Annotated in this window: 24 protein-coding genes; 16 read left to right on the top strand and 8 right to left on the bottom strand. The window is 72.6% G+C overall.

Going from position 1 to position 24,460, the window contains the following annotated elements; translation table 11 throughout:
- The first annotated feature begins 26 nt into the window (after positions 1-26).
- The 7 genes from OG403_RS12560 to OG403_RS12530 all read left to right on the top strand — a co-directional run bounded on the left by OG403_RS12560 (position 27) and on the right by OG403_RS12530 (position 8,727).
- Complete coding sequence (locus tag OG403_RS12560) at positions 27-776, top strand: 16S rRNA (uracil(1498)-N(3))-methyltransferase (RefSeq protein ID WP_329564107.1); 750 nt, start codon at positions 27-29, stop codon at positions 774-776.
- Between the two features lie 120 nt (positions 777-896).
- A complete protein-coding gene (locus tag OG403_RS12555) occupies positions 897-4,184 on the top strand; it encodes a S41 family peptidase (RefSeq protein WP_329564106.1) in 3,288 nt (1,095 codons plus the stop codon).
- A 127-nt stretch (positions 4,185-4,311) separates the two neighbouring features.
- Positions 4,312-4,665: a histidine triad nucleotide-binding protein gene (locus OG403_RS12550; protein WP_329564104.1), complete on the top strand. Its 354-nt coding sequence runs from the start codon at positions 4,312-4,314 to the stop codon at positions 4,663-4,665.
- A gap of 4 nt (positions 4,666-4,669) precedes the next feature.
- Positions 4,670-5,587 (top strand): ribonuclease Z, encoded by a 918-nt coding sequence (locus OG403_RS12545; RefSeq protein ID WP_329564103.1) that lies wholly within the window; start codon positions 4,670-4,672, stop codon positions 5,585-5,587.
- 167 nt (positions 5,588-5,754) lie between these two features.
- The gene (locus OG403_RS12540) at positions 5,755-6,879 is read left to right on the top strand and encodes a PhoH family protein (RefSeq protein ID WP_329564101.1); all 1,125 of its coding nucleotides are present in this window, start codon (positions 5,755-5,757) and stop codon (positions 6,877-6,879) included.
- Between the two features lie 14 nt (positions 6,880-6,893).
- Positions 6,894-7,388: an rRNA maturation RNase YbeY gene (gene ybeY, locus OG403_RS12535; RefSeq protein ID WP_329564099.1), complete on the top strand. Its 495-nt coding sequence runs from the start codon at positions 6,894-6,896 to the stop codon at positions 7,386-7,388.
- 4 nt (positions 7,389-7,392) lie between these two features.
- Positions 7,393-8,727: a hemolysin family protein gene (locus tag OG403_RS12530; protein ID WP_329564097.1), complete on the top strand. Its 1,335-nt coding sequence runs from the start codon at positions 7,393-7,395 to the stop codon at positions 8,725-8,727.
- A gap of 60 nt (positions 8,728-8,787) precedes the next feature.
- Here the strand turns inward: OG403_RS12530 and OG403_RS12525 are convergent, their stop codons facing one another.
- On the bottom strand, positions 8,788-10,293 hold the full coding sequence (locus tag OG403_RS12525; RefSeq protein ID WP_329564096.1) for an MFS transporter: 1,506 nt from the start codon (positions 10,291-10,293) through the stop codon (positions 8,788-8,790).
- A 57-nt stretch (positions 10,294-10,350) separates the two neighbouring features.
- On the opposite strand from OG403_RS12525, the gene OG403_RS12520 reads away from it, so the two are divergent.
- A complete protein-coding gene (locus OG403_RS12520; protein ID WP_329564095.1) occupies positions 10,351-11,232 on the top strand; it encodes a helix-turn-helix transcriptional regulator in 882 nt (293 codons plus the stop codon).
- Positions 11,233-11,238: 6 nt separating this feature from the next.
- On the opposite strand, the gene OG403_RS12515 is transcribed toward OG403_RS12520, so the two are convergent.
- The gene (locus OG403_RS12515; protein ID WP_329564094.1) at positions 11,239-11,733 is read right to left on the bottom strand and encodes a hypothetical protein; all 495 of its coding nucleotides are present in this window, start codon (positions 11,731-11,733) and stop codon (positions 11,239-11,241) included.
- Positions 11,734-11,806: 73 nt separating this feature from the next.
- Between OG403_RS12515 and OG403_RS12510 the strand changes: the two genes are divergently transcribed.
- The 3 genes from OG403_RS12510 (at position 11,807) to era (ending at position 13,441) form a co-directional block, all read left to right on the top strand.
- Complete coding sequence (locus OG403_RS12510) at positions 11,807-12,160, top strand: cytidine deaminase (protein WP_329564092.1); 354 nt, start codon at positions 11,807-11,809, stop codon at positions 12,158-12,160.
- A 125-nt stretch (positions 12,161-12,285) separates the two neighbouring features.
- Entirely contained in the window at positions 12,286-12,438 is a 153-nt protein-coding gene (locus tag OG403_RS12505; protein WP_329564090.1) for a hypothetical protein, read from the top strand.
- Positions 12,439-12,490: 52 nt separating this feature from the next.
- Positions 12,491-13,441 carry a GTPase Era gene (gene era / locus OG403_RS12500; protein WP_442910905.1) on the top strand — a complete coding sequence of 317 codons (951 nt, stop codon included), beginning with the start codon at positions 12,491-12,493 and terminating at the stop codon, positions 13,439-13,441.
- 46 nt (positions 13,442-13,487) lie between these two features.
- Here the strand turns inward: era and OG403_RS12495 are convergent, their stop codons facing one another.
- Together OG403_RS12495 and OG403_RS12490 are read right to left on the bottom strand one after the other, a co-directional pair.
- Positions 13,488-13,793, bottom strand: coding sequence for a protealysin inhibitor emfourin (locus OG403_RS12495; protein WP_329564086.1), 306 nt, complete (start codon positions 13,791-13,793; stop codon positions 13,488-13,490).
- 105 nt (positions 13,794-13,898) lie between these two features.
- Positions 13,899-14,966: a M4 family metallopeptidase gene (locus OG403_RS12490; RefSeq protein WP_329564084.1), complete on the bottom strand. Its 1,068-nt coding sequence runs from the start codon at positions 14,964-14,966 to the stop codon at positions 13,899-13,901.
- Between the two features lie 304 nt (positions 14,967-15,270).
- Here OG403_RS12490 and leuA point away from each other — a divergent pair, with 304 nt between their 5' ends.
- The 4 genes from leuA to OG403_RS12470 all read left to right on the top strand — a co-directional run bounded on the left by leuA (position 15,271) and on the right by OG403_RS12470 (position 19,596).
- Entirely contained in the window at positions 15,271-17,052 is a 1,782-nt protein-coding gene (gene leuA, locus OG403_RS12485; RefSeq protein WP_329564082.1) for a 2-isopropylmalate synthase, read from the top strand.
- A 228-nt stretch (positions 17,053-17,280) separates the two neighbouring features.
- Positions 17,281-17,946, top strand: coding sequence for a TerB family tellurite resistance protein (locus OG403_RS12480; RefSeq protein ID WP_329564081.1), 666 nt, complete (start codon positions 17,281-17,283; stop codon positions 17,944-17,946).
- 61 nt (positions 17,947-18,007) lie between these two features.
- Entirely contained in the window at positions 18,008-18,754 is a 747-nt protein-coding gene (recO, locus tag OG403_RS12475; protein WP_329564079.1) for a DNA repair protein RecO, read from the top strand.
- Positions 18,755-18,756: 2 nt separating this feature from the next.
- The gene (locus tag OG403_RS12470) at positions 18,757-19,596 is read left to right on the top strand and encodes an isoprenyl transferase (protein WP_329564077.1); all 840 of its coding nucleotides are present in this window, start codon (positions 18,757-18,759) and stop codon (positions 19,594-19,596) included.
- A 97-nt stretch (positions 19,597-19,693) separates the two neighbouring features.
- Here the strand turns inward: OG403_RS12470 and OG403_RS12465 are convergent, their stop codons facing one another.
- The 4 genes from OG403_RS12465 to OG403_RS12450 are packed head-to-tail and all read right to left on the bottom strand — an operon-like array spanning position 19,694 to position 22,807.
- Positions 19,694-20,125 carry a Fur family transcriptional regulator gene (locus OG403_RS12465; protein WP_329564076.1) on the bottom strand — a complete coding sequence of 144 codons (432 nt, stop codon included), beginning with the start codon at positions 20,123-20,125 and terminating at the stop codon, positions 19,694-19,696.
- Positions 20,126-20,160: 35 nt separating this feature from the next.
- The gene (locus OG403_RS12460) at positions 20,161-21,108 is read right to left on the bottom strand and encodes a metal ABC transporter permease (protein WP_329564074.1); all 948 of its coding nucleotides are present in this window, start codon (positions 21,106-21,108) and stop codon (positions 20,161-20,163) included.
- Entirely contained in the window at positions 21,105-21,824 is a 720-nt protein-coding gene (locus OG403_RS12455; protein ID WP_329572269.1) for a metal ABC transporter ATP-binding protein, read from the bottom strand. Before OG403_RS12455 ends, OG403_RS12460 begins: the two co-directional genes overlap by 4 nt.
- A gap of 5 nt (positions 21,825-21,829) precedes the next feature.
- Positions 21,830-22,807, bottom strand: coding sequence for a metal ABC transporter substrate-binding protein (locus OG403_RS12450; protein WP_329564072.1), 978 nt, complete (start codon positions 22,805-22,807; stop codon positions 21,830-21,832).
- A 210-nt stretch (positions 22,808-23,017) separates the two neighbouring features.
- On the opposite strand from OG403_RS12450, the gene OG403_RS12445 reads away from it, so the two are divergent.
- On the top strand, positions 23,018-24,400 hold the full coding sequence (locus OG403_RS12445) for a glycine--tRNA ligase (protein ID WP_329564070.1): 1,383 nt from the start codon (positions 23,018-23,020) through the stop codon (positions 24,398-24,400).
- Positions 24,401-24,460 lie beyond the last annotated feature (60 nt).

The following is a 24,460-nucleotide window of genomic DNA, read 5'->3' as shown; positions in this document are numbered from 1 at the left end:
CCGACCCGTTTCGAGGAGCGCGCGCCATGACCGCACCCGTCTTCGTCGTCGAGACGCCCCTGCTGGCCACCGCCGCGCCCGGCGCCGTGGTCCGCCTGGACGGACCCGAGGGGCGGCACGCCGCCGCCGTGAAGCGGCTGGAGCCCGGCGAGCCGGTCACCCTGACCGACGGTCTGGGGCTGGGCGGCCACGGCACCGTCAGCGCCGTGCACGGCAAGGACGCGCTGGACGTCACGCTCACCGAGCTGCGCGCCGAGGCCGAGCCGCAGCCGCGGATCACCGTGGTCCAGGCGCTGCCCAAGGGCGACCGGGGCGAGCTGGCGGTGGAGACCATGACCGAGGTCGGCGTCGACGTGGTGATCCCCTGGTCGGCGTCGCGCTGCATCACCCAGTGGAAGGGCGAGCGCGGCGCCAAGGCGCTGGCCAAGTGGCGGGCCACCGCCCGCGAGGCGGGCAAGCAGTCGCGCCGGCTGCGCTTTCCCGAGGTGCGCGAGCCGATGACGACCCGTCAGCTGGCTCCGCTGCTGGCCGCGGCGGCGTTCGCGGCGGTGCTGCACGAGGAGGGCGCCGAGCCGCTGGCCGCCGCCGAGCTGCCGGAGCGCGGCGAACTGGTGCTGATCGTCGGTCCGGAGGGCGGGGTGAGCCCCGAGGAGCTGGCCGCCTTCGCCGAGGCGGGCGCCAAGCCCTACCGGCTGGGCCCCTCGGTGCTGCGCACCTCCACGGCGGGGGTGGCCGCGGGCGCCCTGCTGCTCGGCCGCACCGGTCGCTGGTCCTGACCGCGCGGCCGCCTCGCCGACGACCGAGCGGCCAACGACCGAGCGGCCGAAGGCCGGTGGCCTCCTCCGGCTCCTGGGAATCGCTGGTCCCAGCCGCCCCGGGCTGCATAACCTGACGCAGTGACGGATACCGACAGCACCCCAGCGGGCGCCTACCTGCGCCACCCGCACCTGCACGGCGACCTGGTGACCTTCGTCGCCGAGGACGACATCTGGCTCGCCCCGCTGGACGGTGGCCGAGCCTGGCGGCTGACCGCCGACCGCTCACCGGTCTCCCACCCGCGCTTCTCCCCGGACGGCCGCCTGATCGCCTGGACCTCCACCCGGGACGGCTCGGCGGAGGTCTACGCGGCCCCGGTCGACGGCGGCGAGGCCAGCCGACTCACCCACTGGGGACACACCGGGCGCAGCAGGCTGCGCGGCTGGACCCCGCAGGGCGAGCCGGTGGCGATCACCAGTGCGGGCCAGTCGACGGCCCGTCAGAGCTGGGCCTTCGCCGTCCCGCTGGACGGCGGCCAGCCGCGCCGGCTGCCGTTCGGGCCGATCGGCAACCTGGCCTTCGAGGGGCCGGGCGACGGCGAGCGGGTGCTGCTGCTCTCCGCGGTCAGCATGGAGCCGGCCCGCTGGAAGCGGTACCGGGGCGGTACCGCCGGGCGCCTGTGGCTCGGCACCACCGGCGGCGAGTTCGCCCGGGTGCACCAGGAGTTGGACGGCAACATCGAGTCGCCGCTCTGGGTGGGCGACCGGATCGCCTTCCTGAGCGACCACGAGGGCAGCGGGCAGCTCTACTCCAGCCGTCCCGACGGCTCGCAGCTGCGCCGCCACACCGACCTCGACAGCCCGTTCTACGCCCGCAACGCCGGTACCGACGGCACCCGGGTGGTCTGGCACAGCGGCGGCGACCTGTGGCTGCTCGACTCGCTGGACGGCAAGGCCCGGCCGCGGCGCCTGGAGGTGCGCCCGGCCGGCCCGCGCTCCGGGCGCCGCGGCTACCCGCTGGCCGCCACCGGCTGGCTCGGCTCGGCCGCCCCGGACGCCACCGCGCGCGCCGCCGCCGTGGTGGTGCGCGGCACCGTGCACTGGCTGACCCACCGGGAGGGTCCGGCCCGGGTGCTGGACGAGACCCCGGGCACCCGGGCCCGGCTGGCCCGGGTGGTCCCGCCGACCGCCGAGGGCGAGGCACAGGGTGCGCTCTGGGTGACCGACGTCGAGGGCGAGGACGCGCTGGAGTACGCGCCCGACGTGCTGGCCGGCGAGCGCAGCCGGCTCGCGGCGGGCGAGCTGGGCCGGGTACTGGGCCTGCTGGTCGCCCCCGACGGCCGGCAGGCGGCGGTGGCCGCGGCCGACGGCCGGGTGCTGCTGGTCACGCTGGCCGACGGCGCGGTGCGCGAGCTGGCCCGCAGCGTCGACGGTGAGGTCACCGGGTTGGCCTTCAGCCCCGACGCGGCCTGGCTGGCCTGGTCCCAGCCGGCCCTGGGCCCCTGGTCGCTGCGCCAGATCATGCTCGCCGAACTCGCCTCGGGCACCGTCAGCGAGGCCACCCCGCAGCGATTTGTCGACACATCGCCCGCCTTCACCGCCGACGGCAAGCACCTCGCCTTCCTCTCGCTGCGCAACTTCGACCCGGTCTACGACGCGCACAGCTTCGACCTGGGCTTCCCCACCGGCGCCCGCCCGTACCTGGTCACGCTGGCCGCCGAGACGCCTTCGCCGTTCGGCCCCCGGCGCGGGGGGCGGCCCGCCGAGGGGACGGAGGAGCCCGAGGAGAAGACGGCGGAGAAGCCCGAGGAGGGCACCGAGCCGGTCGAGGGGGCCGAGGGCGCCGCGGCCACCGAGAAGCCGGACGTGCCGGCCACCACCGTCGACCTGGCGGGGCTGGCCGACCGGATCGTCCCGTTCCCGGTCGAGGGCGGCCGGTTCGGCGTGCTCAGGACGGCCAAGGACGGCGTGCTCTGGACCAGGTACCCGGTGGTCGGTGAACTCGGCGACGACGCCGCCACCCCGGACGACGAGCGCCCGGGGCCGGTGCTGGAGCGCTTCGACCTGCTCAAGCAGCGGGCCGAGCAGCTGGCGGAGAGCCTGGACGGCTTCGCGGTCAGCGGCGACGGCAACCGGCTCGCCGTGCTGGACGGCGGCGAGCTGCGGATCGTCCCGGCCGACCGCAAGCCCGGCGAGGACGACGAGACCCGGGTGGACCTGGGGCGGCTGCGGGTCACCATCGACCCGGCGGCCGAGTGGCGGCAGATGTTCGAGGAGAACGGCCGCCTGATGCGCGACAACTTCTGGCGCGCCGACCTGAGCGGGGTGGACTGGGCCGGGGTGCTGGACCGCTACCGCCCGCTGGTCGAGCGGCTCGGCTCGCACGACGACCTGGTCGACCTGCTCTGGGAGGTGGTCGGCGAGCTGGGCACCTCGCACGCCTACATCACGCCGCACGTGCGCGGCGCGGCCGCCTCCCGGCCGCAGGGCCTGCTCGGGGCCGACCTGGTGCGCGACGGCGAGGTCTGGCGGATCGCCCGGATCCTGCCCGGCGAGTCCTCCGACCCCAGGGCCCGCTCGCCGCTGCTGGCCCCCGGGGTCGCGGTGCGGGCCGGCGACGCGCTGCTCGCGGTGGACGGCCGCCCGGTCGACCCGGTGACCGGGCCGGCCCCGCTGCTGGCCGGCACGGCCGGACAGCCGGTCGAGCTGACCGTCCGGCACGCCGACGGCACCGTGCGCCACCCGGTGGCGGTGCCGCTCGCCGACGACGAGGCGCTGCGCTACCACGACTGGGTGGCCGGGCGCCGGGCCGAGGTGCGCCGGCTCTCCGAGGGGCGGCTCGGCTACCTGCACATCCCGGACATGATGAGCGGCGGCTGGGCCCAGCTCCACCGCGACCTGCGGGTGGAGCTGGCCAAGGAGGGCCTGGTGGTCGACCTGCGGGAGAACCGGGGCGGCCACACCTCCCAGCTGATCATCGAGAAGCTCTCCCGCCGGATCATCGGCTGGGGCTACGGCCGCGGCATGGCGACCGCCGAGCCCTACCCCGGCGAGGCGCCGCGCGGCCCGGTGGTGGCGCTGGCCGACGAGCACGCCGGCTCGGACGGCGACGTGGTCAACGCCGCGATCCAGGCCCTGGGCATCGGCCCGGTGGTCGGCACCCGCACCTGGGGCGGGGTGATCGGGATCGACGGCAAGTACGACCTGATCGACGGCACCGGGGTGACCCAGCCCAAGTACGCGACCTGGCTGGAGGGTTACGGCTGGGGCCTGGAGAACCGCGGCGTCACCCCCGACGTCGAGGTGCCGATCGCGCCGCACGACTGGGCGGCGGGCCGCGACCCGCAACTGGCCGAGGGAGTGCGGATCGCGCTGGCCTCGCTGGCGGCGACCCCGGCCAAGACCCCGCCGCCGCTGCCGGAGCTCTGACCCGGCGAGCGGGGGGAGGGACACCGGCGGCGCTCCCCCCGCTAGGGTCTGTCTGACAGACCCTAGGCTGCGGTCCGTCAGAAGACAGCCACAGCACACCACCACGCTCACGTGCGAGGAGACCCCGATGGCCGGCGAGCCGCAGGCGGACTGCCTGTTCTGCAAGATCGTGGCGGGCGAGATCCCGGCCACGGTGGTCCGCAAGACCGAGCACACCATCGCCTTCCGGGACATCAACCCACAGGCCCCGACCCACGTGCTGGTGATCCCGCACGTCCACTACCCGAACGCCGCCGCGCTGGCCGCCGCCGAGCCGCAGGCCGCGGCCGAACTGCTCACCGAGGCGGGCGAGGTGGCCCGGGACGAGGGCCTGGACGCCTACCGGCTGATCTTCAACACCGGTGCCGGGGCGGGCCAGACCATCTTCCACGCGCACGTCCACGTGCTGGGCGGCAAGCCGCTGCGCGAGGGCATGGTCTGATCCGGTGTCACAGCGCGAACTCGTCGTCCTCGGCACGGCCAGCCAGGTGCCCACCCGGCATCGCAACCACAACGGCTACCTGCTGCGCTGGGACGGCGAGGGCCTGCTCTTCGATCCGGGGGAGGGGACCCAGCGGCAGATGCAGTACGCCGGGGTCTCGGCCACCGACCTGACCCGGATCTGCGTCACCCACTTCCACGGCGACCACAGTCTGGGCCTGGCCGGCGTGGTCCAGCGGATCAACCTGGACCAGGTCCCGCACCCGGTGCACGCCTACTACCCGGCCAGTGGGCAGCAGTACTTCGACCGGCTGCGGCAGGCCACCGCCTTCCACGAGACGGCCGAGCTGCGCCCGCACCCGATCGCCGAGGCCGGCCAGCTGCCCACCGAGGGCGCGGCCTTCACCCTGGAGGCGATCAGGCTCTCGCACCCGGTGGAGGCCTTCGGCTACCGCCTGACCGAGCCCGACGGCCGTCGCCTGCTGCCCGAGAAGCTGGCCGCGCTCGGCCTGCGCGGACCCGCGGTGGGGCAGCTGCAGCGCACCGGCGCGGTCGAACTGGACGGGCGCCAGGTCACCCTGGCGGAGGTCAGCGAGGTGCGGCGCGGTCAGCGCTTCGCCTTCGTGATGGACACCCGGCTCTGTCCGGGCGCCGAAGCCCTGGCCGAGGGCGCCGACCTGCTGGTCGCCGAAGCCACCTTCCTGGCCGCCGACGCGCAGCTGGCCGAGCAGCACGGCCACCTCACCGCCGGGCAGGCGGCCCAGTTGGCCGCCCGGGCGGGCGTGCGGACCCTGGTGCTGACCCACTTCTCCCAGCGCTACCCCGACCTGGCGGGCCACCTCGCCGAGGCCCGGGCGCACTTCGACGGCGAGCTGGTGGTCGCCGAGGATCTGGCCCGGATCCCGCTGCCGGCACGCCGATGAGGGCCGAAATCCGCTGGCGTCCAGGGCGGAACTGGCCCACCATCGATCGGGCCGCGTCACAGCGAACACCTGCGCGGCGTACCCTGGTGACCCCGGCACCGACCGAGCGGCACCCCGAGACACGGATGGGATGAGGCAGGCCTCAGCGCCAACCCATGAGCGAACCGATGAGTGACACCGCACAGACCAGCGCCCGGACCAGCGCACCGGGCGGCGACGGATCGACCGCCCGGATCGTGATCCCCGAGAAGCACCCGATGGTCACCCTGCTCGGTGCCACCGACTCCCTCCTGAGGGTGATCGAGCGCTCCTTCCCGGACACCGACATCCACGTCCGGGGCAACGAGGTGACCGCGACCGGCAACCGCGCCGACATCGCCCTGGTCAAGCAGCTGTTCAGCGAGATGATGCTGGTGCTGCGCACCGGCCAGCCGCTGACCGAGGACTCCGTGGAGCGGTCGATCGCGATGCTCAAGGGCGCGGCCGGCGACCCGGACGGCGCCATCAGCCCGTCGGCGGTCTTCACCCAGAGCATCCTCTCCAACCGGGGCCGCACCATCCGCCCCAAGACGGTCAACCAGAAGAGCTACGTCGACGCGATCGACCGGCACACCATCACCTTCGGGATCGGCCCGGCCGGCACCGGCAAGACCTACCTGGCGATGGCCAAGGCCGTGCAGGCGCTGCAGGCCAAGGAGGTCAACCGGATCATCCTGACCCGCCCGGCGGTGGAGGCCGGCGAGCGGCTCGGGTTCCTGCCCGGCACCCTCTACGAGAAGATCGACCCGTACCTGCGCCCGCTGTACGACGCGCTGCACGACATGATGGACCCGGACTCGATCCCGCGGCTGATGGCCGCCGGCACCATCGAGGTCGCCCCGCTCGCCTACATGCGCGGCCGCACCCTGAACGACGCCTTCATCATCCTGGACGAGGCGCAGAACACCTCGCCCGAGCAGATGAAGATGTTCCTGACCCGCCTGGGCTTCAACTCCCGGGTCGTGGTCACCGGTGACACCAGCCAGATCGACCTGCCCGGCGGTACCCGCAGCGGTCTCAAGGTGGTCCAGGAGATCCTGGCCGGCGTCCCGGACATCCACTTCTCGATCCTGACCAGCACCGACGTGGTCCGCCACAAGCTGGTCGGCCGGATCGTCGACGCCTACGAGCGCTGGGACGCCGAGAACGGCGAGGACGCCGACCGCGCCCCCTCCGACCGGCCCTCGCGCAAGACCGCCCCGCGCGGCCCCCGTGCCCGCACGCCCCGCCAGCCCCATCGCACCGAAAGCTGAGTCGACACCGCTCCATGTCCATCGACATCGCCAACGAGTCCGGCTGGGAGGCCGACGAGGAGTCCATCCTCGACGTCGCCCGCTTCGCCCTCGACAAGATGCGGATCCACCCGCTGTCCGAACTGTCCGTGATCCTCGTGGACGCCGAGGCGATGGAGCAGCTGCACATCCAGTGGATGGACCTGCCCGGGCCCACCGACGTGATGTCCTTCCCGATGGACGAGCTGCGTCCCGGCAAGGAGGGCGAGGACCTGCCGCAGGGCCTGCTCGGCGACATCGTGCTCTGCCCCGAGGTGGCCAAGGCCCAGGGCCTGGCCGCCCCCTCCGAGCACTCGATGGACGAGGAGCTGCAACTGCTCACCGTCCACGGGGTGCTGCACGTGCTCGGCTACGACCACGAGGAGCCGGAGGAGGAGCAGACCATGTTCGCCCTCCAGAAGCGGATCCTCGACGACTGGCGGGCCGGTCGCGGGCTGTCGGGGATCTCCCCGGCACCCACCACCCACTGATCCGATGACGGGTGACAGTACGACTTTCCTGGTCGGGGCGTGCCTGCTGGTCGTGCTGGGCTGGCTGGCCGCCTGCGCCGAGGCGGGCATCTCCCGGGTCTCGCGGTTCCGCGCCGAGGAGGCCGTGCGCAACGGCCGGCGCGGCGCGACCCGGCTGCTGACGCTGGCCAGCGACTCGATCCGCTACCTCAACCTGGCCACCCTGATCCGGGTGGCCAGCGAGATGGCGGCGGCGGTCCTGGTCACCGTGGTCTGCGTGCGCAACCTCCAGCAGACCTGGCAGGCGATCCTGCTGGCCTTCGGGGTGATGGTGCTGGTCTCCTTCGTGGCGGTCGGCGTCTCGCCGCGCACCATCGGCCGCCAGCACCCGCTGACCACCGCGACCGCCGCCTCCTTCGTGCTGCTGCCGCTGGCCCGGATCCTGGGGCCCATCCCGCGGCTGCTGATCCTGCTGGGCAACGCGCTCACCCCGGGCAAGGGCTACCGGGAGGGCCCGTTCGCCTCCGAGGCCGAGCTGCGCGCGCTGGTCGACCTGGCCGAGAAGGACGACCTGATCGAGGACGACGAGCGCCGGATGGTGCACTCCGTCTTCGAGCTGGGCGACACCATCGTGCGCGAGGTGATGGTGCCGCGCACCGACCTGGTGATGATCGAGCGGCACAAGACGGTCCGTCAGACCCTGACCCTGGCCCTGCGCTCGGGCTTCTCGCGGATACCGGTGGTCGGCGACAACGAGGACGACGTGGTCGGCATCGTCTACCTCAAGGACCTGGTCCGGCGCACCCACGTGAACCCCGAGGCGGAGTCCGACCAGGTGGACACCGTGATGCGCCCGGCCGTCTTCATCCCGGACAGCAAGCCGGTGGACGACCTGCTGCGCGAGATGCAGCAGATGCGCTCGCACGTGGCGATCGTGATCGACGAGTACGGCGGCACGGCCGGGCTGGTCACCATCGAGGACATCCTGGAGGAGATCGTCGGCGAGATCACCGACGAGTACGACCGGGAGATCGCCCCCGTCGAGGACCTCGGCGACGGCTCGTTCCGGATCACCGCCCGGCTGCTGGTCGAGGACCTCGGCGAGCTGTTCGGCATCGAGCTGGTGGACGAGGACGTCGAGACGGTCGGCGGGCTGCTCGCCAAGCACCTGGGCCGGGTGCCGATCCCCGGTTCTGCCTGCGAGATCCCGGTGCCCGAGGACGGCCCCGCCGGGCTCAAGGCGATCCGGCTGACCGCCGAGAGCTCGGCCGGGCGGCGCAACCGGATCGGCACGGTGGTGGCGACCCCGGTGGGGCCGGGCGGGTCGGACGAGCTGCCGGCGGGCGCGGACCCGGCCTGAGACCCGGGCCGGCCGCGCCCAGCCGGTCAACAGCGCCAGCCGCTCAACAGCGCCGGCCGGTCAGCCGCGGCGGTCGGTCGGCCGCCGCCAGGTCCGCAGGCCCAGCGCGACCAGCAGCGCCGCCGCCAGCACCACGGCGGCGTCCACGCCCAGGCCCAGCCGCACGCCGCCCAGGGTGGCCAGGGCGAAGGAGTGGCCGCTCGCCTCGAGGCCCTCGATCCGGGCCGCGGCCAGTGCGCTGAGCAGCGGGATGCCGATCGTCATCCCGACCTGCTGGGTGCTGGTCACCAGACCGGTGGCCAGGCCCTGCTCGGTGTCCGCCAGCCCCGAGGTGGCGGTGATGCCGTAGGCGACGATCGCCCACAGGTGGCCGAAGCAGCCGAGCGAGCAGAACAGCACCACCAGCCAGCTGCCGCCGGTGGCGCCGATCAGCACCATCGCGGCGGTGCAGACGGCCTGCAGCAGCAGCCCGGCCACCAGGGTCCGGGCCGCCCCCAGCCGTCCCGCCACCCTGGGCGCCACCGCGCCGCCGAGCGCCGCCGCCAGGCCGGTCACGCCGAAGACCAGGCCGCTGGTCCCCGGGCTGAGCTTCAGCACCTGCTGCAGGTAGAGGGTGCTCAGGAAGATCGTCGAGCTCATCATCGCGAAGGTGACCAGACCGCCGATGTTGCCCCAGGCCACCGTGCGCCGGCGCAGCACCCGCAGCGAGACCAGCGGCTGCCCGGTGCGCGACTCGATCACCGCGAAGGCGGTCAGCAGCAGCACGCCGGCCAGCAGGCTGACGGACACGTCGGCGCGGCCGAAGCCGGCCTGGGCCGCGGTGGAGAGCGCGTAGATCAGGGCCAGCAGGCCGCCGGTGATGGTCACCGCGCCCGGCACGTCGATCCGCTGCCGCTCGGGCGCGGGGCCGCCCTCGGCCCCCGGCCCGGGCCGGCTCTCGGTCAGCAGCCCGGGTGCGCCGGCCAGCACGGCCGCGCCCATCAGCACGTTGAGCGCCATGGTGGAGCGCCAGCCGAAGGTCTGGGTCAGCACCCCGCCGAGCAGCATGCCCATGGTGAAGCCGAGCGACATCAGCATGCCGGAGACGCCCAGCGCCCGGTCCCGCTCGCGTCCCTCCCGGAAGGTGGTGGTCAGCAGCGCCATGCCGGCGGGCACGATCATCGCCGCACCCAGCCCCTGCAGCACCCGGGCGACCAGGAACGAGGCCGGGTCCCAGGCGACGGTGGCCAGCAGTGAGGCGGCGGTGAAAGCGGTCAGCCCGATCAGGAAGAACCGGCGCCGGCCGTGCAGGTCGGCGATCCGGCCGAAGAGCAGCAGGAACCCGCCGGACGGCAGGGTGAAGGCGGTGACGCCCCACTGCAGGTTCGCCTGGCTGAGGCCGAGGTCGGAACCGAGCGCGGGCAGCGCCACGTTCAGGATCGAGAAGTCGAGGGCGATGGCGAACTGGGCCGCGCAGAGGACGAAGAGGATGAGCTTGGCCCGGGTGCTGAGCGCGCCGGGTGTCGGGTCCGGGGTCGGTGTCCGGGTCGGTGCGGTGGTCGCTGGTGCCGTGTCGGTGACTGCCATGCGCCCATCCTTCGGCGGTTTCTGACGCCGTGCAGAGTGCCTCCTTATGCTGGTGGCATGACCACCAGCCAGGAGCGACTCGGTTACGACGCCGACGCCGAACGCCGCCGCAGCCTGCGCGAGTTCCTGATGAGCCGGCGGGCCAAGGTGACGCCCGCCGAGGCCGGCCTGCCGGACGGCGGCGCCCGGCGGCGCACGCCGGGCCTGCGCCGCGAGGAGGTGGCGGTGCTCGCCGGGGTCGGCGTCTCCTGGTACCAGTGGCTGGAGCAGGGCCGCGACATCACCGTCTCGCCGCAGGTGCTGGACGCGGTCTCCCGGGTGCTGCGGCTGGACGCCTCCGAGCGGCGGCACCTCTACCTGCTGGCCGGCCTCAACCCGCCGCTGCCCGAGGCCGTCCAGCAGCCGGTGACGGACGGCCTGCGGCGGCTGATCGAGGCCTGGATGCCGTTCCCGGCGCACGTGATGGACAGGTACTGGAACATCGTCTCGATGAACGACGCGGCCGGCCTGGTCTTCGGTTACGGCGAGGGCGACACCAACTGCCTGGCCAGCTTCTTCCTCAGCCCGATCTACCGGGAGCGGGCGGCCGACTGGCAGCAGAACGCGGCGTCGGTGGTGGCCCAGTTCCGGGTGCTCACCTCGGAACACCCGGGCGACCCCGCCTACCAGCTGATCGTCGACGAACTGGCGCACCAGAGCGCGGAGTTCGCCGAGCTGTGGCAGCGCCGTGACGTTCAGGCGGCGGGTCAGCTGGGCAAGGTGGTCCGCCATCCCACGGCCGGTCTGCTGCACTTCGAGTCGACCCAGCTGCGGGTGCCGGCCCGCCCCGACCTCGCCATCGTGCTGCACACGCCGCTGCCCGACACCGGCACGGCCGAGCAACTGGAGTGGCTGACCAGCCCCGAGGGGCGGCGGGCCACGATCCGGTCGGCGGGGTGAGCAGGCTCAGTCGGCGGCCCCAGCGGCCAGCGTCAGTTGGACCTGAGCCCGCGCGGCCGTGACGAACTCGTCGATCAGCGCCTGGGTCTCGTCACGGCGCCGCACCACGTCGGCCCGGTCGGGCGCCCGGTCGATCTTGCCCACCTGGTGGAACACCCGGGCGGCGAGCTCGACCAGGGCCGGGTCATGGGTGATCAACTGCAGCTGGAACAGCGCGTGCTGGGTCTCCGAGCGCAGCTCGAACGACCGGTGGCGCAGCTCGGCCTCCAGGTCGGCGTCCTCCTGCTCGTGGACGCAGAACCAGTGGTGCATCAGTGCCCGGCGGAAGCGCACCAGCAGCCCGGCGAAGGCGCCGTACGCGGTGAGCTGCTCCTGGCGCAGCCGCTCCTGGCGTGCGGAGCGGCCGGTGCGGTCCGCGGCACGCTGCTGGAAGACGTGGGTCACCGTCGAGCCCAGCAGGGTACCCAGCACCGCGATCAGGGCCGTCAGGATGGCGTTCACCGGGTCAGTCTGTCGTATCAGCCGACCCGTGGTGTCGCGAGCGGTGACTTCGGTGCGGTTCGGGCCTGCCCCTATGCTCGGCGGCATGACTGACCTTGATCCCGAAGACCAGAAGCTCCTCACCCTCGCCCGCTCCGCCCGCGCCCGCAACGGGGTCGCGGAGGGTGCCGCCGTGCGCGACGAGACCGGCCGCACCTATGTGGCGGGCACCGTCTCGCTGGCCTCGCTGCAGCTGAGCGCGGTGCGGACGGCGGTGGCGATGGCGGTGGCCAGCGGCGCGAAGGGGCTGGAGGCAGCGGCTGTGGTGACGGCGGGGGAGGAGCCGTCCGAGCCGGACCTGGCGGCGATCCGCGACCTCGGCGGGGCCGGGACGCCGCTGCTGCTGGCCGGCCCGGACGGGGTGCTGCGGGTGCGCGCGCAGGCCTGAGACCGAGACCGGCCCGCTTCGCGGGGAGCGGAGCGCTGCTGAGCGGGGCCGGGTTTCCCCGAGTTCCGAGAGATCACCAGGCCTTCGTGCGATGAGCGGATAATCTCACTGCCAGGGGGTGGGAGATGCTCGGGGCACTCGGGTTCTTCGCGGCGCTGCTGGCCGTGGTGATGGGGATGGGGCGCTGGCACGAGACCGGCTCGCCCTACTGGCTGGGCGGCTCGATCGCGCTGCTGGTGCTCACCCTGATCGGTGCTTTGCAGTCGCGGCGCAAGTGACACGGCTGGGGAGGGTGGGGGATGTCCGGGGGCTCCCCGGCGATCAGGGAGAATGGTCCCCATGAGCGACACCCCCTCCTCCCCGGCAGCCCCCTACCGTTCGGGCTTCGCGTGCTTCGTCGGCCGACCCAACGCGGGCAAGTCGACCCTGACCAACGCCCTGGTGGGAACCAAGGTCGCGATCACCTCCGACCGCCCGCAGACCACCCGGCACACCGTGCGCGGCATCGTGCACCGCCCGGACTCCCAGCTCGTGCTGGTGGACACCCCCGGCCTGCACAAGCCGCGCACCCTGCTCGGCGAGCGGCTCAACGACCTGGTCCGCAGCACCTGGGCCGAGGTGGACGTGATCGGCTTCTGCCTGCCCGCCGACCAGAAGCTCGGCCCCGGCGACAAGTTCATCGCCAAGGAACTGGCCGAGATCAAGAAGACCCCCAAGGTGGCCATCGTCACCAAGACCGACCTGGTCGACTCCAAGCGGTTGGCCGAGCAGCTGATCGCCATCGCCCAGCTCGGCGCCGAGCTGGGCATCGAGTGGGCGGAGATCATCCCGGTCTCGGCCGTCGCCGACAAGCAGGTGGACCTGGTCGCCGAGCTGCTCACCAAGCTGCTCCCCGAGGGCCAGCCGCTCTACCCGGACGGCGACCTGACCGACGAGCCCGAGCAGATCATGGTCGCCGAGCTGATCCGGGAGGCCGCCCTGGAGGGCGTGCGCGACGAACTCCCGCACTCGCTGGCCGTGGTGGTCGAGGAGATGATCCCGCGCGAGGACCGGCCCGCCGACCGCCCGCTGCTGGACATCCACGCGAACGTCTACATCGAGCGGCAGAGCCAGAAGGCGATCGTGATCGGGGCCAAGGGCGCGCGGCTGAAGCACGTCGGGACCACGGCCCGCAAGCACATCGAGGCGCTGCTGGGCACCCCGGTCTACCTCGACCTGCACGTCAAGGTGGCCAAGGACTGGCAGCGCGACCCCAAGCAGCTGCGCAAGCTCGGCTTCTGACGCCCGGCAGGCCCGGCCGGGCCTGCCGCTGCGGCGGTGGCACCGGTCAGCCCGGCATGGCGACCCAGTCGCCGCCGGGCGGCACCGGCGTCCCCTGCTGCAGGATCAGCGAGACCAACTCCCGCTGGCAGTCGGTCAGTCTCGGGTCCGCGCAGTACACCGTGCGGCCGTCCACGGTGATCGCGTAGTGGTAGCCGTCCGGTACCCCGTAGCCGGGGGACCGGGCGGCGCCGGCGACCGCCTCGCGGGCCAGTGCGTGCACGTGCGGCGCGTCGATCCGGGCGGCGGTGTCCAGCTCGGCCCGCAGGGTCTGACCGGTCAAGCCGCCGCTCCTGGTCACCTGTATGCGCATGGCCGCCAGTCTGCTACCCACGGATGGCCGATGCTGGGATTTTCCTGAGAAGGCGTCAGTTCCGTGTCGCCGGCCCCCGGACGGCCCGGCGCGCACCGACCGGTCTCAGACCGCGAGCCCGACCCGCTTCCAGGCGCCGGCCACCGCCTCCGGCACCGGCCCCTCGCCGAACCGGGCCCGGGCGGCGGCCAGGGTGGCCCGGGCGAAGTCGGCGAAGTCGGCGTCCGGGTGCAGCCCGGGGCCGGTGACCGCGTCGTACCAGATCCGCCCGGCCCGCTCCCAGGCGGCGCCGCCGAGTTCGACCGCGAGCAACTGGAACGCCCGGTTCGGGATGCCGGAGTTGATGTGCACCCCGCCCTCGTCCTCCTGGGTCCGCACGTAGTCGTCCATCGACCCCGGCTGCGGGTCGCGCCCGAGCCGGGGGTCGTCGTAGGCGGTGCCGGGCGCCTTCAGCGAGCGCAGCGCCACCGCGCGGACCCCGGGGGCGAACAGCCCGGCGCCGATCAGCCAGTCGGCGTCCTCGGCCTGCTGGCCCAGCGCGTACTGCTTGACCAGGGTGCCGAAGACGTCCGCCACCGACTCGTTGAGCGCGCCGGACTGGCCGTGGTAGCGCAGCTTCGCGCTGTACTGCACCAGCCCGTGGGCGAGTTCGTGGCCGATCACGTCGGGGCAGCCGGTGAAGTCGGTGAAGACCGTGCCGTCGCCGTCGCCGAAGACCATCCGGCGGCCGTCCCAGAAGGCGTTGTCGTACCCCGTGCCGTAGTGCACGGTGGCGTGCAGCGGCAGGCCCGCGCCGTCCACCGAGCGGCGGCCGTAGACCTCCAGGAGCAGCGCGAGGGTGGCGCCGAGCCCGTCGTAGGCGCGGTTGACGGCCTGGTCGGTGGTCGGCGGGCCGCCCTCGGTGCGCACCGGGCGGCCGGGCAGCTGCTCGGTGTGCTCGGCGTCGGCGATGGTCCGCCCGGGCCGTCCGGAGGCCCTGGCGCCGGCGTCGTCGCCGGTCCCGCCGGCCTGCTCCTCGCCGGGCGGCGGCAGCGTGGTCCGGGCGGCGCGGGCCGCGCGCAGCGCGGCGTCCAGCCGCCGCGAGCGCAGGGCGCCCTCGTGGCCGAGTCCGGCCAGCCGGTCCAGCAGATAGGGCGGCACGATCGTGCAGAGCGGTGCGGTGAGCTGCGTCATGACACTCAGGGTGATAAGTCGATGACCTGCTGTCACGCAGGCGCCGTCTCAAGGAGTGGAAATGTCGCGGTGCCCGCTTCGGCATCACGGAACGCTCGGCTACGCTGGCCCCATCATGCGTTACGGGCTGCTTCTTCTTAGCTGCCGCGGCGAGGGCCTGTAAGACCATCGGAGGCCGGCTCCCTCGCCGCGGAGTTCTGTGCTGGGCGCATGCGTGGATCGCTGAGCGCCGCACGAGTCGGCCCGTCGGGTGAGCACCACCCCGACCAGCCCGCATCCGAAGAGAAGCCGAGAGTCTCACTCCATGACTGAGCAGTCTTCCGTCGCCCGTGCTTTCGTCGAACTGCCGACCCCGATCACCGCGACCACGGTCCGCCAGCAGCCTTCCGGGATGCCCTTCGAGCGCTACCTGCCGTTCGGCACCGTGGACCTGCCGGACCGCAGCTGGCCCGGCAAGCTGATCAGCAAGGCCCCGCGCTGGCTCTCCACGGACCTGCGGGACGGCAACCAGGCGCTGATCGACCCGATGTCGCCGGCCCGCAAGCGCAAGATGTTCGACCTGCTGGTGAAGATGGGCTACAAGGAGATCGAGGTCGGCTTCCCCTCCTCCGGGGCCACCGACTTCGACTTCGTCCGCTCGCTGATCAACGAGGACGCGATCCCCGAGGACGTCACCATCTCGGTGCTGACCCAGGCCCGCGAGGACCTGATCGAGCGCACCGTGGAGTCCCTGGTCGGCGCGCCGCGCGCCACCGTGCACCTGTACAACGCCACTTCGCCGCTGTTCCGCCGGGTGGTGTTCAAGGGCAGCAAGGACGACATCAAGCAGATCGCGGTGGACGGCACCCGGCTGGTGATGGAGTACGCCGAGAAGCTGCTGGGCGAGGAGACCATCTTCGGCTACCAGTACTCGCCGGAGATCTTCATCGACACCGAGCTGGACTTCGCGCTGGAGGTCTGCGAGGGCGTGATGGACGTCTGGCAGCCGGGCGAGGGCCGCGAGATCATCCTGAACCTGCCCACCACGGTGGAGCGTTGCACGCCCAACGTGTACGCCGACAAGATCGAGTGGATGTCGCGCAACCTGTCGCGCCGCCAGTTCATCGCGCTCTCCACCCACCCGCACAACGACCGCGGCACCGGGGTCGCCTCCGCCGAACTGGCCGTGATGGCCGGCGCCGACCGGGTCGAGGGCTGCCTGTTCGGGCAGGGCGAGCGGACCGGCAACCTGGACCTGGTCAACGTCGGGATGAACCTGTTCTCGCAGGGCGTCGACCCGATGATCGACTTCTCGAACATCGACGAGATCCGCCGTACCTACGAGTACTGCAACCAGATGAACGTCCCCGAGCGCCACCCCTACGCCGGCGACCTGGTGTACACCTCCTTCTCCGGCTCGCACCAGGACGCGATCAAGAAGGGCTTCGACGCCCTGGAGGCCGACGCGGCCGCCGCCGGTGTGCCGGTGGGCTCCTACACCTGGGGCGTGCCGTACCTGCCGATCGACCCCAAGGACGTGGGCCGCAGCTACGAGGCCGTGATCCGGGTCAACAGCCAGTCCGGCAAGGGCGGCATCGCCTACGTGCTGAAGAACGACCACAAGCTGGACCTGCCGCGCCGGATGCAGATCGAGTTCTCCCGGATCATCCAGCTCAAGACCGACGCCGAGGGCGGCGAGGTCACCCCGGCCGACATCTGGGCGGTCTTCCAGGACGAGTACCTGCCCACCCCGGACAACCCGTGGGGCCGGATCGCGCTGCGCGAGCAGCAGAGCCTGACCACCGAGGACGGCCGCGACCTGCTGGTGGTGCAGGCGCTGCTGGACGGTGCCGAGGTCGAGCTGACCGGTTCCGGCAACGGCCCGGTCTCCGCCTTCGCCGACGCGCTGGCCGGCACCGGCGTGGACGTACGCGTGCTGGACTACGCCGAGCACGCGCTGAGCGAGGGCGGCGACGCGCAGGCCGCGGCGTACGTCGAGTGCGCGGTGGACGGCCGGGTGCTGTGGGGTGTGGGCATCGACGGCAACACGGTGCGTGCCTCGCTGAAGGCGATCATCAGCGCCGTCAACCGGACGGCCCGTCGCTGACCCCCTGGTTTTCCGACTGCTTTCCGTCACTTGTGTGGCCCAGGAAACACATGTGTCCTGGGCCACATTTTTTCCCTTCGGCACCCGTTCGGGGTGCTGACACCGTCCGGCAACCATGGCACCATCGACGGACCGGAACCGCGGGTCGGTGGGACGACCGTCGCCTCCGGTCGCGAGACCTGCCCGTAGTCGTGCAGGCCGCCTGCCAAATCTTGGGGAGTTGGCGCCGTGACGCAGTTGTGGGGTGTTCGCCCGCGGTGGCGGACGGATGTGCTCGGCGACTTCTTCTGTCCGGGGTGCGGTGGGGACCGCAACTTCCGCCGGCAGCACGGTCGGCGGTGGCTGCGGTTGTGCGGTACCCCGGTGCTGCCGCTCGGCCCGGTGCTCTGCACCGTGCAGTGCACCAACTGCCTTGGCCGGTACGGTCTGGAGAGTCTGCACCAGCTCACCAGCGGGCGGCTGACCGGGCTGCTGCGGGACGCCCAGTACGCCATCGCGCTGGCCCTGCTCGCGGCCGGCGGGACGGGCTCGGCCGCGGCCCGCGCCGAGGCCGGTGAACTGGTCCGCGGCGCCGGTGTCGAGGGCGGCGGCGAGGCCCAGCTGCTCGCGGCGCTGGCCGCGCTGCTCGGCCTCGACGCCGGCGAGCCGCTCGACCTGAGCACCGAGGGCGACCGGCTGCTGGTCGAACTGCACGCCGCGCTCGAGCCGTTGGCCCCGCACTTGGCCCAGCAGGGCCGCGAGCGGCTGCTCCTGCAGGGCGCCAGGATCGCCCTGGCCGACGGCCGCTACCTGCCCCAGGAGCGCGCCGCGCTGACCGCCGTGGGCTGCTGCCTGCGGCTGCCCGAGGACTTGGTGGACCGGCTGCTGGAGGCGGCCACCCGCACCGCGCACTAGTCCTGGACCCCCCTGGCCGGCGGCTGCCGGATCCGGTCGCGCCGTGCGGGACAATGGGGGAATGAGTCTGATCCGCGATGACGGCGTCGTGCTGCGCGCCCAGAAGCTCGGTGAGGCCGACCGGATCATCACCCTGCTCACCCGCCAGCACGGCAAGGTCAGAGCGGTGGCCCGCGGGGTCCGCAAGACCAAGTCCAAGTTCGGCGCCCGACTCGAGCCCTTCTCCCACGTCGACGTGCAGTTCTTCAGCCGGGGGAGTGAGCTGATCAGCCGCTCGTTGCCGCTCTGCACCCAGGTGGAGACCATCGCCCCGTACGGCGGCTCCATCGTCACCGACTACGGCCGCTACACCGCGGGCACCGCCATGCTGGAGACGGCGGAACGTTTCGCCGAGAACGAGGGCGAGCCCGCCGTCCAGCAGTACCTGCTGCTGATCGGCGCCCTGCGCACGCTGGCCGCCGGGCAGCACGAGTCGCACCTGGTGCTGGACGCCTTCCTGCTGCGCTCGTTGGCCGTCAACGGCTACGGCGCCAGCTTCACCGACTGCGCCAAGTGCGGCCTGGACGGCCCCAACCGCTTCTTCTCGCTGCAGGCGGGCGGCGTGCTCTGCGTGGACTGCCGCGTCCCCGGTTGTGCCGTACCCTCCCCTGAGACACTGGTTCTGCTCGGCGCCCTGCTGTCCGGAGACTGGCGGACGGCGGACGCGTGCGAACCCAGGTACTGGCGGGAGGGCAGCGGGCTGGTCGCCGCCTACCTGCAGTGGCACCTCGAACGGGGCATCCGTTCGATGAGATACGTGGAGAAGTGAGCATGGCAGCGCGACGGCTCTTCGGCGGCAGCAAGCAGCGGACCTACCGCACCCCGGACCCGCACCCGAGCGGTGCCCAGCCGCCGAAGATCCCCGGCGAGCTGGTCCCCGAGCACGTCGCGATCGTGATGGACGGCAACGGCCGCTGGGCCAAGGAGCGCGGCCTGCCCCGCACCGAGGGCCACAAGGTCGGCGAGAGCGTGGTGCTCGACGTGCTGAAGGGCGCCATCGAGCTGGGCGTCGGGAACATCTCGCTCTACGCCTTCTCCACCGAGAACTGGAAGCGGTCCCCGGAGGAGGTGAAGTTCCTGATGAACTTCAACCGGGACGTGATCCGCCGCCGCCGCGACGAGCTGGACGAGATGGGCGTGCGGATCCGCTGGGCGGGCCGGATGCCCAAGCTCTGGAAGAGCGTGGTGCAGGAGCTCCAGGTGGCCGAGGAGCAGACCAAGGACAACGACCTGGTCACCCTCTACATGTGCGTCAACTACGGCGGCCGGGCCGAGGTGGCGGACGCCGCCGCCGCGCTGGCCGCCGACGTGGCGGCCGGCAAGCTGGACCCGAAGAAGGTCAACGAGAAGACCCTCTCGAAGTACATGTACCACCCGGACATGCCGGACGTGGACCTCTTCCTGCGCCCCAGCGGCGAGCAGCGCACGTCCAACTTCTGGCTCTGGCAGTCGGCTTACGCCGAGTTCGTGTTCCAGGACGTGCTCTGGCCCGACTTCGACCGGCGTGACCTGTGGCGGGCCTGCGAGCAGTACGCGATGCGCGACCGCCGGTTCGGCGGCGCGCTGCCCAACGAGGTCCCGGCGACGCCGGAGCTGCCGACCCAGCGCTGACGGTTCCGCGTTCGACTCCCCGATGGCCCCCGGCGGTTGGTCACCAACCGCCGGGGGCTTGTCGTTCTCCGGCTGCCCGCCGGGCCGCTGCCGCCGGTCAGCCGGGCTGCGCGGCGGCCCGCTGCTTGGCCGTGCACTCGGCGCAGGTGCCGAAGATCTCCAGGGTGTGCGCGATGTCGCTGAACCCGTGCTCGGCCGCCACCGTGTTCGCCCAGCGCTCCACCGCCGGGCCCTCGACCTCCACGGTGCTGCCGCAGAGGCGGCAGACCAGGTGGTGGTGGTGCCCGCTGCTGCACCGGCGGTAGACCGCCTCGCCGTCGGCGGTGCGCAGCACGTCCACCTCGCCGGCGTCGGCCAGCGACTGGAGGGTGCGGTAGACGGTGGTCAGGCCGACCGAGTCGCCCCGGTGCTTGAGCATGTCGTGCAGTTCCTGCGCGCTGCGGAAGTCCTCGATCTCGTCCAGCGCCGCGGAGACGGCTGCGCGCTGCCTGGTCGATCGGGCGCGTGGCGACGGGCCTGCGGTGGTCACCGGTGCTCCTCCTGAGGATCGGGGCGGGTCACCCCTCATTGTGCCAGTCCCGCACTACCGACCGGGTCGTCCTCAAGGCGGGTACCAGCGGATTCCGGAATCGGGGCGACCTCGCCGCCCGGTGGCCTGCGCCCGCGGTGCCGCCACCGGGCCAGCGGGCCGGCCAGCGCGGCGAACACCGCGAAGACGGCGATCGCCAGCAGCACGATCGCGGAACCCGGTGGTACGTCGGCCTGGTACGCGGTGGCCACGCCCCCCAGCGAGACCAGCACGCCCAGCCCGATCGCGAGCAACTGGGTGGCCAGGAAGGAGCGGGTCAGCACCTGCGCCGCCGCCACCGGCACCACCATCAGCGCGCTCACCAGCAGCAGCCCCACCACCCGCATCGCCACCGTCACGGTGACCGCCGCCAGCACCGCGAGCAGCAGGTTGAGCAGTCGCACCGGGACGCCGGTGACGCGGGCGAACTCCTCGTCCTGGCAGAGCGCGAAGAACTGCCGGCGCAGCCCGAGGGTGACCGCGACGACCACCGCGCCCAGCGCGGCGATGGTCAGCAGGTCGCCGGTGTCCACCGCGAGGATCGAGCCCCAGAGGTAGCTGTCCAGGCTGCCGCCGGTCCCGCTCGCCGCGGGTGCCTTGCTGATCAGCAGCCGGCCGCAGGCCATCCCGCCGTAGAAGAGCATCGCCAGCGCGATGTCGCCGCGCCGGCTGCCGCGGGCCCGGACCAGTTCCATCAGCACGGCGGCCAGCACGCAGACCAGCACCGCCATCCAGACCGGGCTGGTCTGGAAGACCAGCCCGAGGCCCACCCCGGTCAGCGCCACGTGCCCGATGCCGTCGCCCATCAGCGCCTGGCGCCGCTGCACCAGGTAGCCGCCGACGGCGGGGGCGACGGCGCCGACCAGCAGGGCGGCGAGCAGGGCGCGGCGCATGAAGTCGTAGCGCAGAGGCTCGAACAGGTCGAAGGAGAGGAGGTCGGTCATATCAGCGTCCCGGTCGGGGTCAGGTCTGCGGGCGCGCCCTGCCGGGCCACCCGCCCCTCGCGCAGCAGCACCGCGCGGTCGATCAGCGGCGCCAGCGGCCCCAGCTCGTGCAGCACCAGCAGCACCGAGCCGCCGCCCGCCACCTCCCGGCGCAGCACGTCGGCCAGTACCCGCTGGCTGGCCAGGTCCACCCCCGCCGTCGGCTCGTCCATCACCAGCAGCTCCGGTGCGCCGGCCAGCGCGCGGGCGATCAGCACCCGCTGCTGCTGCCCGCCGGACAGCTCGGCCACCGGGTCGTCGGCCCGGGCCGCCAGTCCGACCGCGTCCAGCGCCGCCTCGACGGCCGCCCTGTCCCGGCGGCGCAGCGGCAGCAGCCCGTGCCGCGCCAGCCGCCCGGTGGCGACCACCTCGCGCACGGTGGCCGGCACCCCGCCGGCCGCCGTGCTGCGCTGCGGCACGTAGCCGATCCGGTGCCAGGCGCGGAACTTCGCCCCGGGCGTGCCGAACAGCTCGCGCTCACCGCTCAGCAGCGGCACGGTGCCGACCACGGCCTTGACGGTGGTCGACTTGCCGCAGCCGTTCGCCCCGAGCAGCGCGACCACCTCGCCCCGGGCCACGGTCAGGTCCAGCCCGCGCAGCACCGGGCGCCCGCCGAGCACCGCGTGCGCGGCGTGCAGGCGGACGGCGGGAGTACTCGTGGCGGCCACCGTGCTCACCGTGCTCACCGCGCGCAGCCCAGCGCCGGGCGGAGGTTGGCCAGGTTCTGCCGCATGACCGAGAAGTAGTCCGCCCCGCTGCCGTTCCTGACACCTTCGAGCGGGTCGAGCACCGAGGTCCTGAGGTCCAGGTCCTTGGCCACGCTCTGGGCGAGCCGGGGGCCGGCCGTCGCCTCGAAGAAGACCGTCGTGGCGCCCTGCGCCTTGGCCGTCTGCTGGATCCGTGCCATCCGGGCCGGGGTCGGCTCGGACTCCGGGTCGATGCCGTTGATCGCGATCTGCCGCAGCTGGTAGCGGTCGGCGAGGTAGCCGAAGGCGGCGTGGCTGGTCACGAAGGAGCGCTGGGTGCAGCCGTGCAGGCCCTCGCGGTACTCCTGGTCCAGGGTGGCGAGGCGGGCCGTGAGGTCGTCCGCGTTGCGTCGGTAGGTGTCGGCGTTGGCCGGGTCGGCCTTGGCCAGCTCGGCCCCGACGCCCTGGGCGACGGTGGCGTAGCGGGCCGGGTCCAGCCACAGGTGCGGGTCGGCCGCGTGGTCGTGGCCGTGCTCGTGGTCGCCCTCGTGCTCGTGCTGGTCGGCCTCGCCGTCCTCGCCGTCCTCGGCGCCCGCCCCGCGCTCCACCAGCGGCGAGAGCGCCGCCGCGTCCAGCACGTGCGCGCTGTGCGACTGGGCGACGGCCCGGTCCACCGTGGGCTGCAGGCCCTTGAGGTAGAGGACGGCGTCGGCCCGCTGCACGGTGGCGACCTGCTTGGCCGTCAGCTCCAGGTCGTGCGGCTCGGTGCCGGCGGCGGTCAGGTCGGTGACGTGGACCCGGTCCCCGCCGATCTGCTCGGCCAGGTACCGCATCGGGTAGAAGGACGCGACCACCTGCGGCCTGCCGTCCGCGTGCTTGCTGTCGCCGCCGCCGGCACTGGTGCCGCAGGCGGTCAGCAGCGCTGAGCCGGTCGCGGCCAGGGCGAGGGGGAGGAGGGCACGTCGGTAGCTCATGAAAATCATTGTCATCTTATGGCAAAGGATTGTCAAAATCTCCTGCCGTCGGCGGTGCCCGTTGTTCGCCGGCTCGAACGCGCGCGGACGTTATCGATTTGAACCCGCCACCCGCCTGCCCGGTAACCTGAGGTATTCGGGTGCGCGCAACCAGCCGCGCCTTGACCGTGCCGTCGCACCGCGCGTGCGGCGTCGTCTGAAGAGAGCACTGTGGCCGCCGACAAGATCGACACGATCGTCAGCCTGAGCAAGCGCCGAGGCTTCGTCTACCCCTGCAGCGAGATCTACGGCGGCACTCGCGCCGCCTGGGACTACGGGCCGCTGGGTGTGGAGCTCAAGGAGAACATCAAGCGCCAGTGGTGGCGCACGATGGTGCACGCTCGCGAGGACGTGGTCGGACTTGACTCCTCGGTGATCCTGGCCCGCGAGGTCTGGGAGGCCTCGGGCCACGTCGCCACCTTCAACGACCCGCTGACCGAGTGCACCTCCTGCCACAAGCGGTTCCGCGCGGACCACTTGGAGGAGGCCTACGAGGCCAAGCACGGCAAGCTGCCCGCCAACGGCCTGGCCGACATCAACTGCCCGCACTGCGGCACCAAGGGCGCCTTCACGGAGCCCAAGGAGTTCTCGGGCATGCTGAAGACCCACCTGGGTGTCACCGAGGACGCGGGCGGCCTGGCCTACCTGCGCCCGGAGACGGCGCAGGGCATCTTCACCAACTTCAAGGCCGTGCAGACCACCTCGCGTCGCAAGCCGCCGTTCGGCATCGCCCAGGTTGGCAAGAGCTTCCGCAACGAGATCACGCCCGGCAACTTCATCTTCCGCACCCGCGAGTTCGAGCAGATGGAGATGGAGTTCTTCGTCAAGCCCGGCGAGGACGAGACCTGGCACGAGTACTGGCTCGAGCAGCGCTGGAACTGGTACACCGACCTGGGCCTGCGCACCGAGAACATGCGCTTCTTCGAGCACCCGAAGGAGAAGCTCTCGCACTACGCCAAGCGCACGGTGGACATCGAGTACCGCTTCAACTTCGGCGGCACCGAGTTCTCCGAGCTGGAGGGCATCGCCAACCGCACCGACTACGACCTGTCGGTGCACAGCGAGCACTCCGGCCAGGACCTCAAGTACTTCGACCAGGAGTCCGGCGAGCGGTACTTCCCGTACGTCATCGAGCCGGCAGCGGGCCTGAACCGCGCCATGCTGGCCTTCCTGCTCGACGCCTACTTCGAGGACGAGGCCCCCAACGCCAAGGGCGTCATGGAGAAGCGCGTCGGCATGCGGCTCGACCCCCGGCTCGCCCCGGTCAAGGTCGCGGTGCTGCCGCTGTCGCGCAACGCCGACCTCTCCCCGAAGGCCCGGGGCCTGGCCGCCGACCTGCGCACCGCGTGGAACGTCGAGTTCGACGACGCGGGTGCGATCGGCAAGCGCTACCGCCGCCAGGACGAGATCGGCACGCCGTTCTGCGTCACCGTCGACTTCGACACCCTGGAGGACAACGCGGTGACCATCCGCGAGCGCGACACCATGTCGCAGGAGCGGGTGTCGCTGGACCAGGTCAAGGCGTACCTGGGCGCGCGGCTGATCGGCTGCTGAGTCCCGCAGTTCGAACATCAGGGCCCGTACCGCGCCGCGCGGTACGGGCCCTGACGCATC

Source organism: Kitasatospora sp. NBC_01266 (assembly GCF_036242395.1).
GTDB lineage: Bacteria > Actinomycetota > Actinomycetes > Streptomycetales > Streptomycetaceae > Kitasatospora.
The sequence above is the reverse complement of the archived record's forward strand: the minus strand, read 5'-3'. Positions and strand labels throughout refer to the sequence as shown.

Coding starts and splice junctions, on each gene's coding strand:
- OG403_RS12560 (WP_329564107.1), top strand. CDS start 27: ATGACCGCACCCGTCTTCGTCGTCGAGACGCCCCTGCTGGCCACCGCC.
- OG403_RS12550 (WP_329564104.1), top strand. CDS start 4,312: ATGGCCGGCGAGCCGCAGGCGGACTGCCTGTTCTGCAAGATCGTGGCG.
- OG403_RS12540 (WP_329564101.1), top strand. CDS start 5,755: ATGAGTGACACCGCACAGACCAGCGCCCGGACCAGCGCACCGGGCGGC.
- ybeY (WP_329564099.1), top strand. CDS start 6,894: ATGTCCATCGACATCGCCAACGAGTCCGGCTGGGAGGCCGACGAGGAG.
- OG403_RS12530 (WP_329564097.1), top strand. CDS start 7,393: ATGACGGGTGACAGTACGACTTTCCTGGTCGGGGCGTGCCTGCTGGTC.
- OG403_RS12525 (WP_329564096.1), bottom strand. CDS start 10,293: ATGGCAGTCACCGACACGGCACCAGCGACCACCGCACCGACCCGGACA.
- OG403_RS12520 (WP_329564095.1), top strand. CDS start 10,351: ATGACCACCAGCCAGGAGCGACTCGGTTACGACGCCGACGCCGAACGC.
- OG403_RS12510 (WP_329564092.1), top strand. CDS start 11,807: ATGCTCGGCGGCATGACTGACCTTGATCCCGAAGACCAGAAGCTCCTC.
- OG403_RS12505 (WP_329564090.1), top strand. CDS start 12,286: ATGCTCGGGGCACTCGGGTTCTTCGCGGCGCTGCTGGCCGTGGTGATG.
- era (WP_442910905.1), top strand. CDS start 12,491: ATGGTCCCCATGAGCGACACCCCCTCCTCCCCGGCAGCCCCCTACCGT.
- OG403_RS12495 (WP_329564086.1), bottom strand. CDS start 13,793: ATGCGCATACAGGTGACCAGGAGCGGCGGCTTGACCGGTCAGACCCTG.
- OG403_RS12490 (WP_329564084.1), bottom strand. CDS start 14,966: ATGACGCAGCTCACCGCACCGCTCTGCACGATCGTGCCGCCCTATCTG.
- leuA (WP_329564082.1), top strand. CDS start 15,271: ATGACTGAGCAGTCTTCCGTCGCCCGTGCTTTCGTCGAACTGCCGACC.
- recO (WP_329564079.1), top strand. CDS start 18,008: ATGAGTCTGATCCGCGATGACGGCGTCGTGCTGCGCGCCCAGAAGCTC.
- OG403_RS12470 (WP_329564077.1), top strand. CDS start 18,757: ATGGCAGCGCGACGGCTCTTCGGCGGCAGCAAGCAGCGGACCTACCGC.
- OG403_RS12460 (WP_329564074.1), bottom strand. CDS start 21,108: ATGACCGACCTCCTCTCCTTCGACCTGTTCGAGCCTCTGCGCTACGAC.
- OG403_RS12450 (WP_329564072.1), bottom strand. CDS start 22,807: ATGAGCTACCGACGTGCCCTCCTCCCCCTCGCCCTGGCCGCGACCGGC.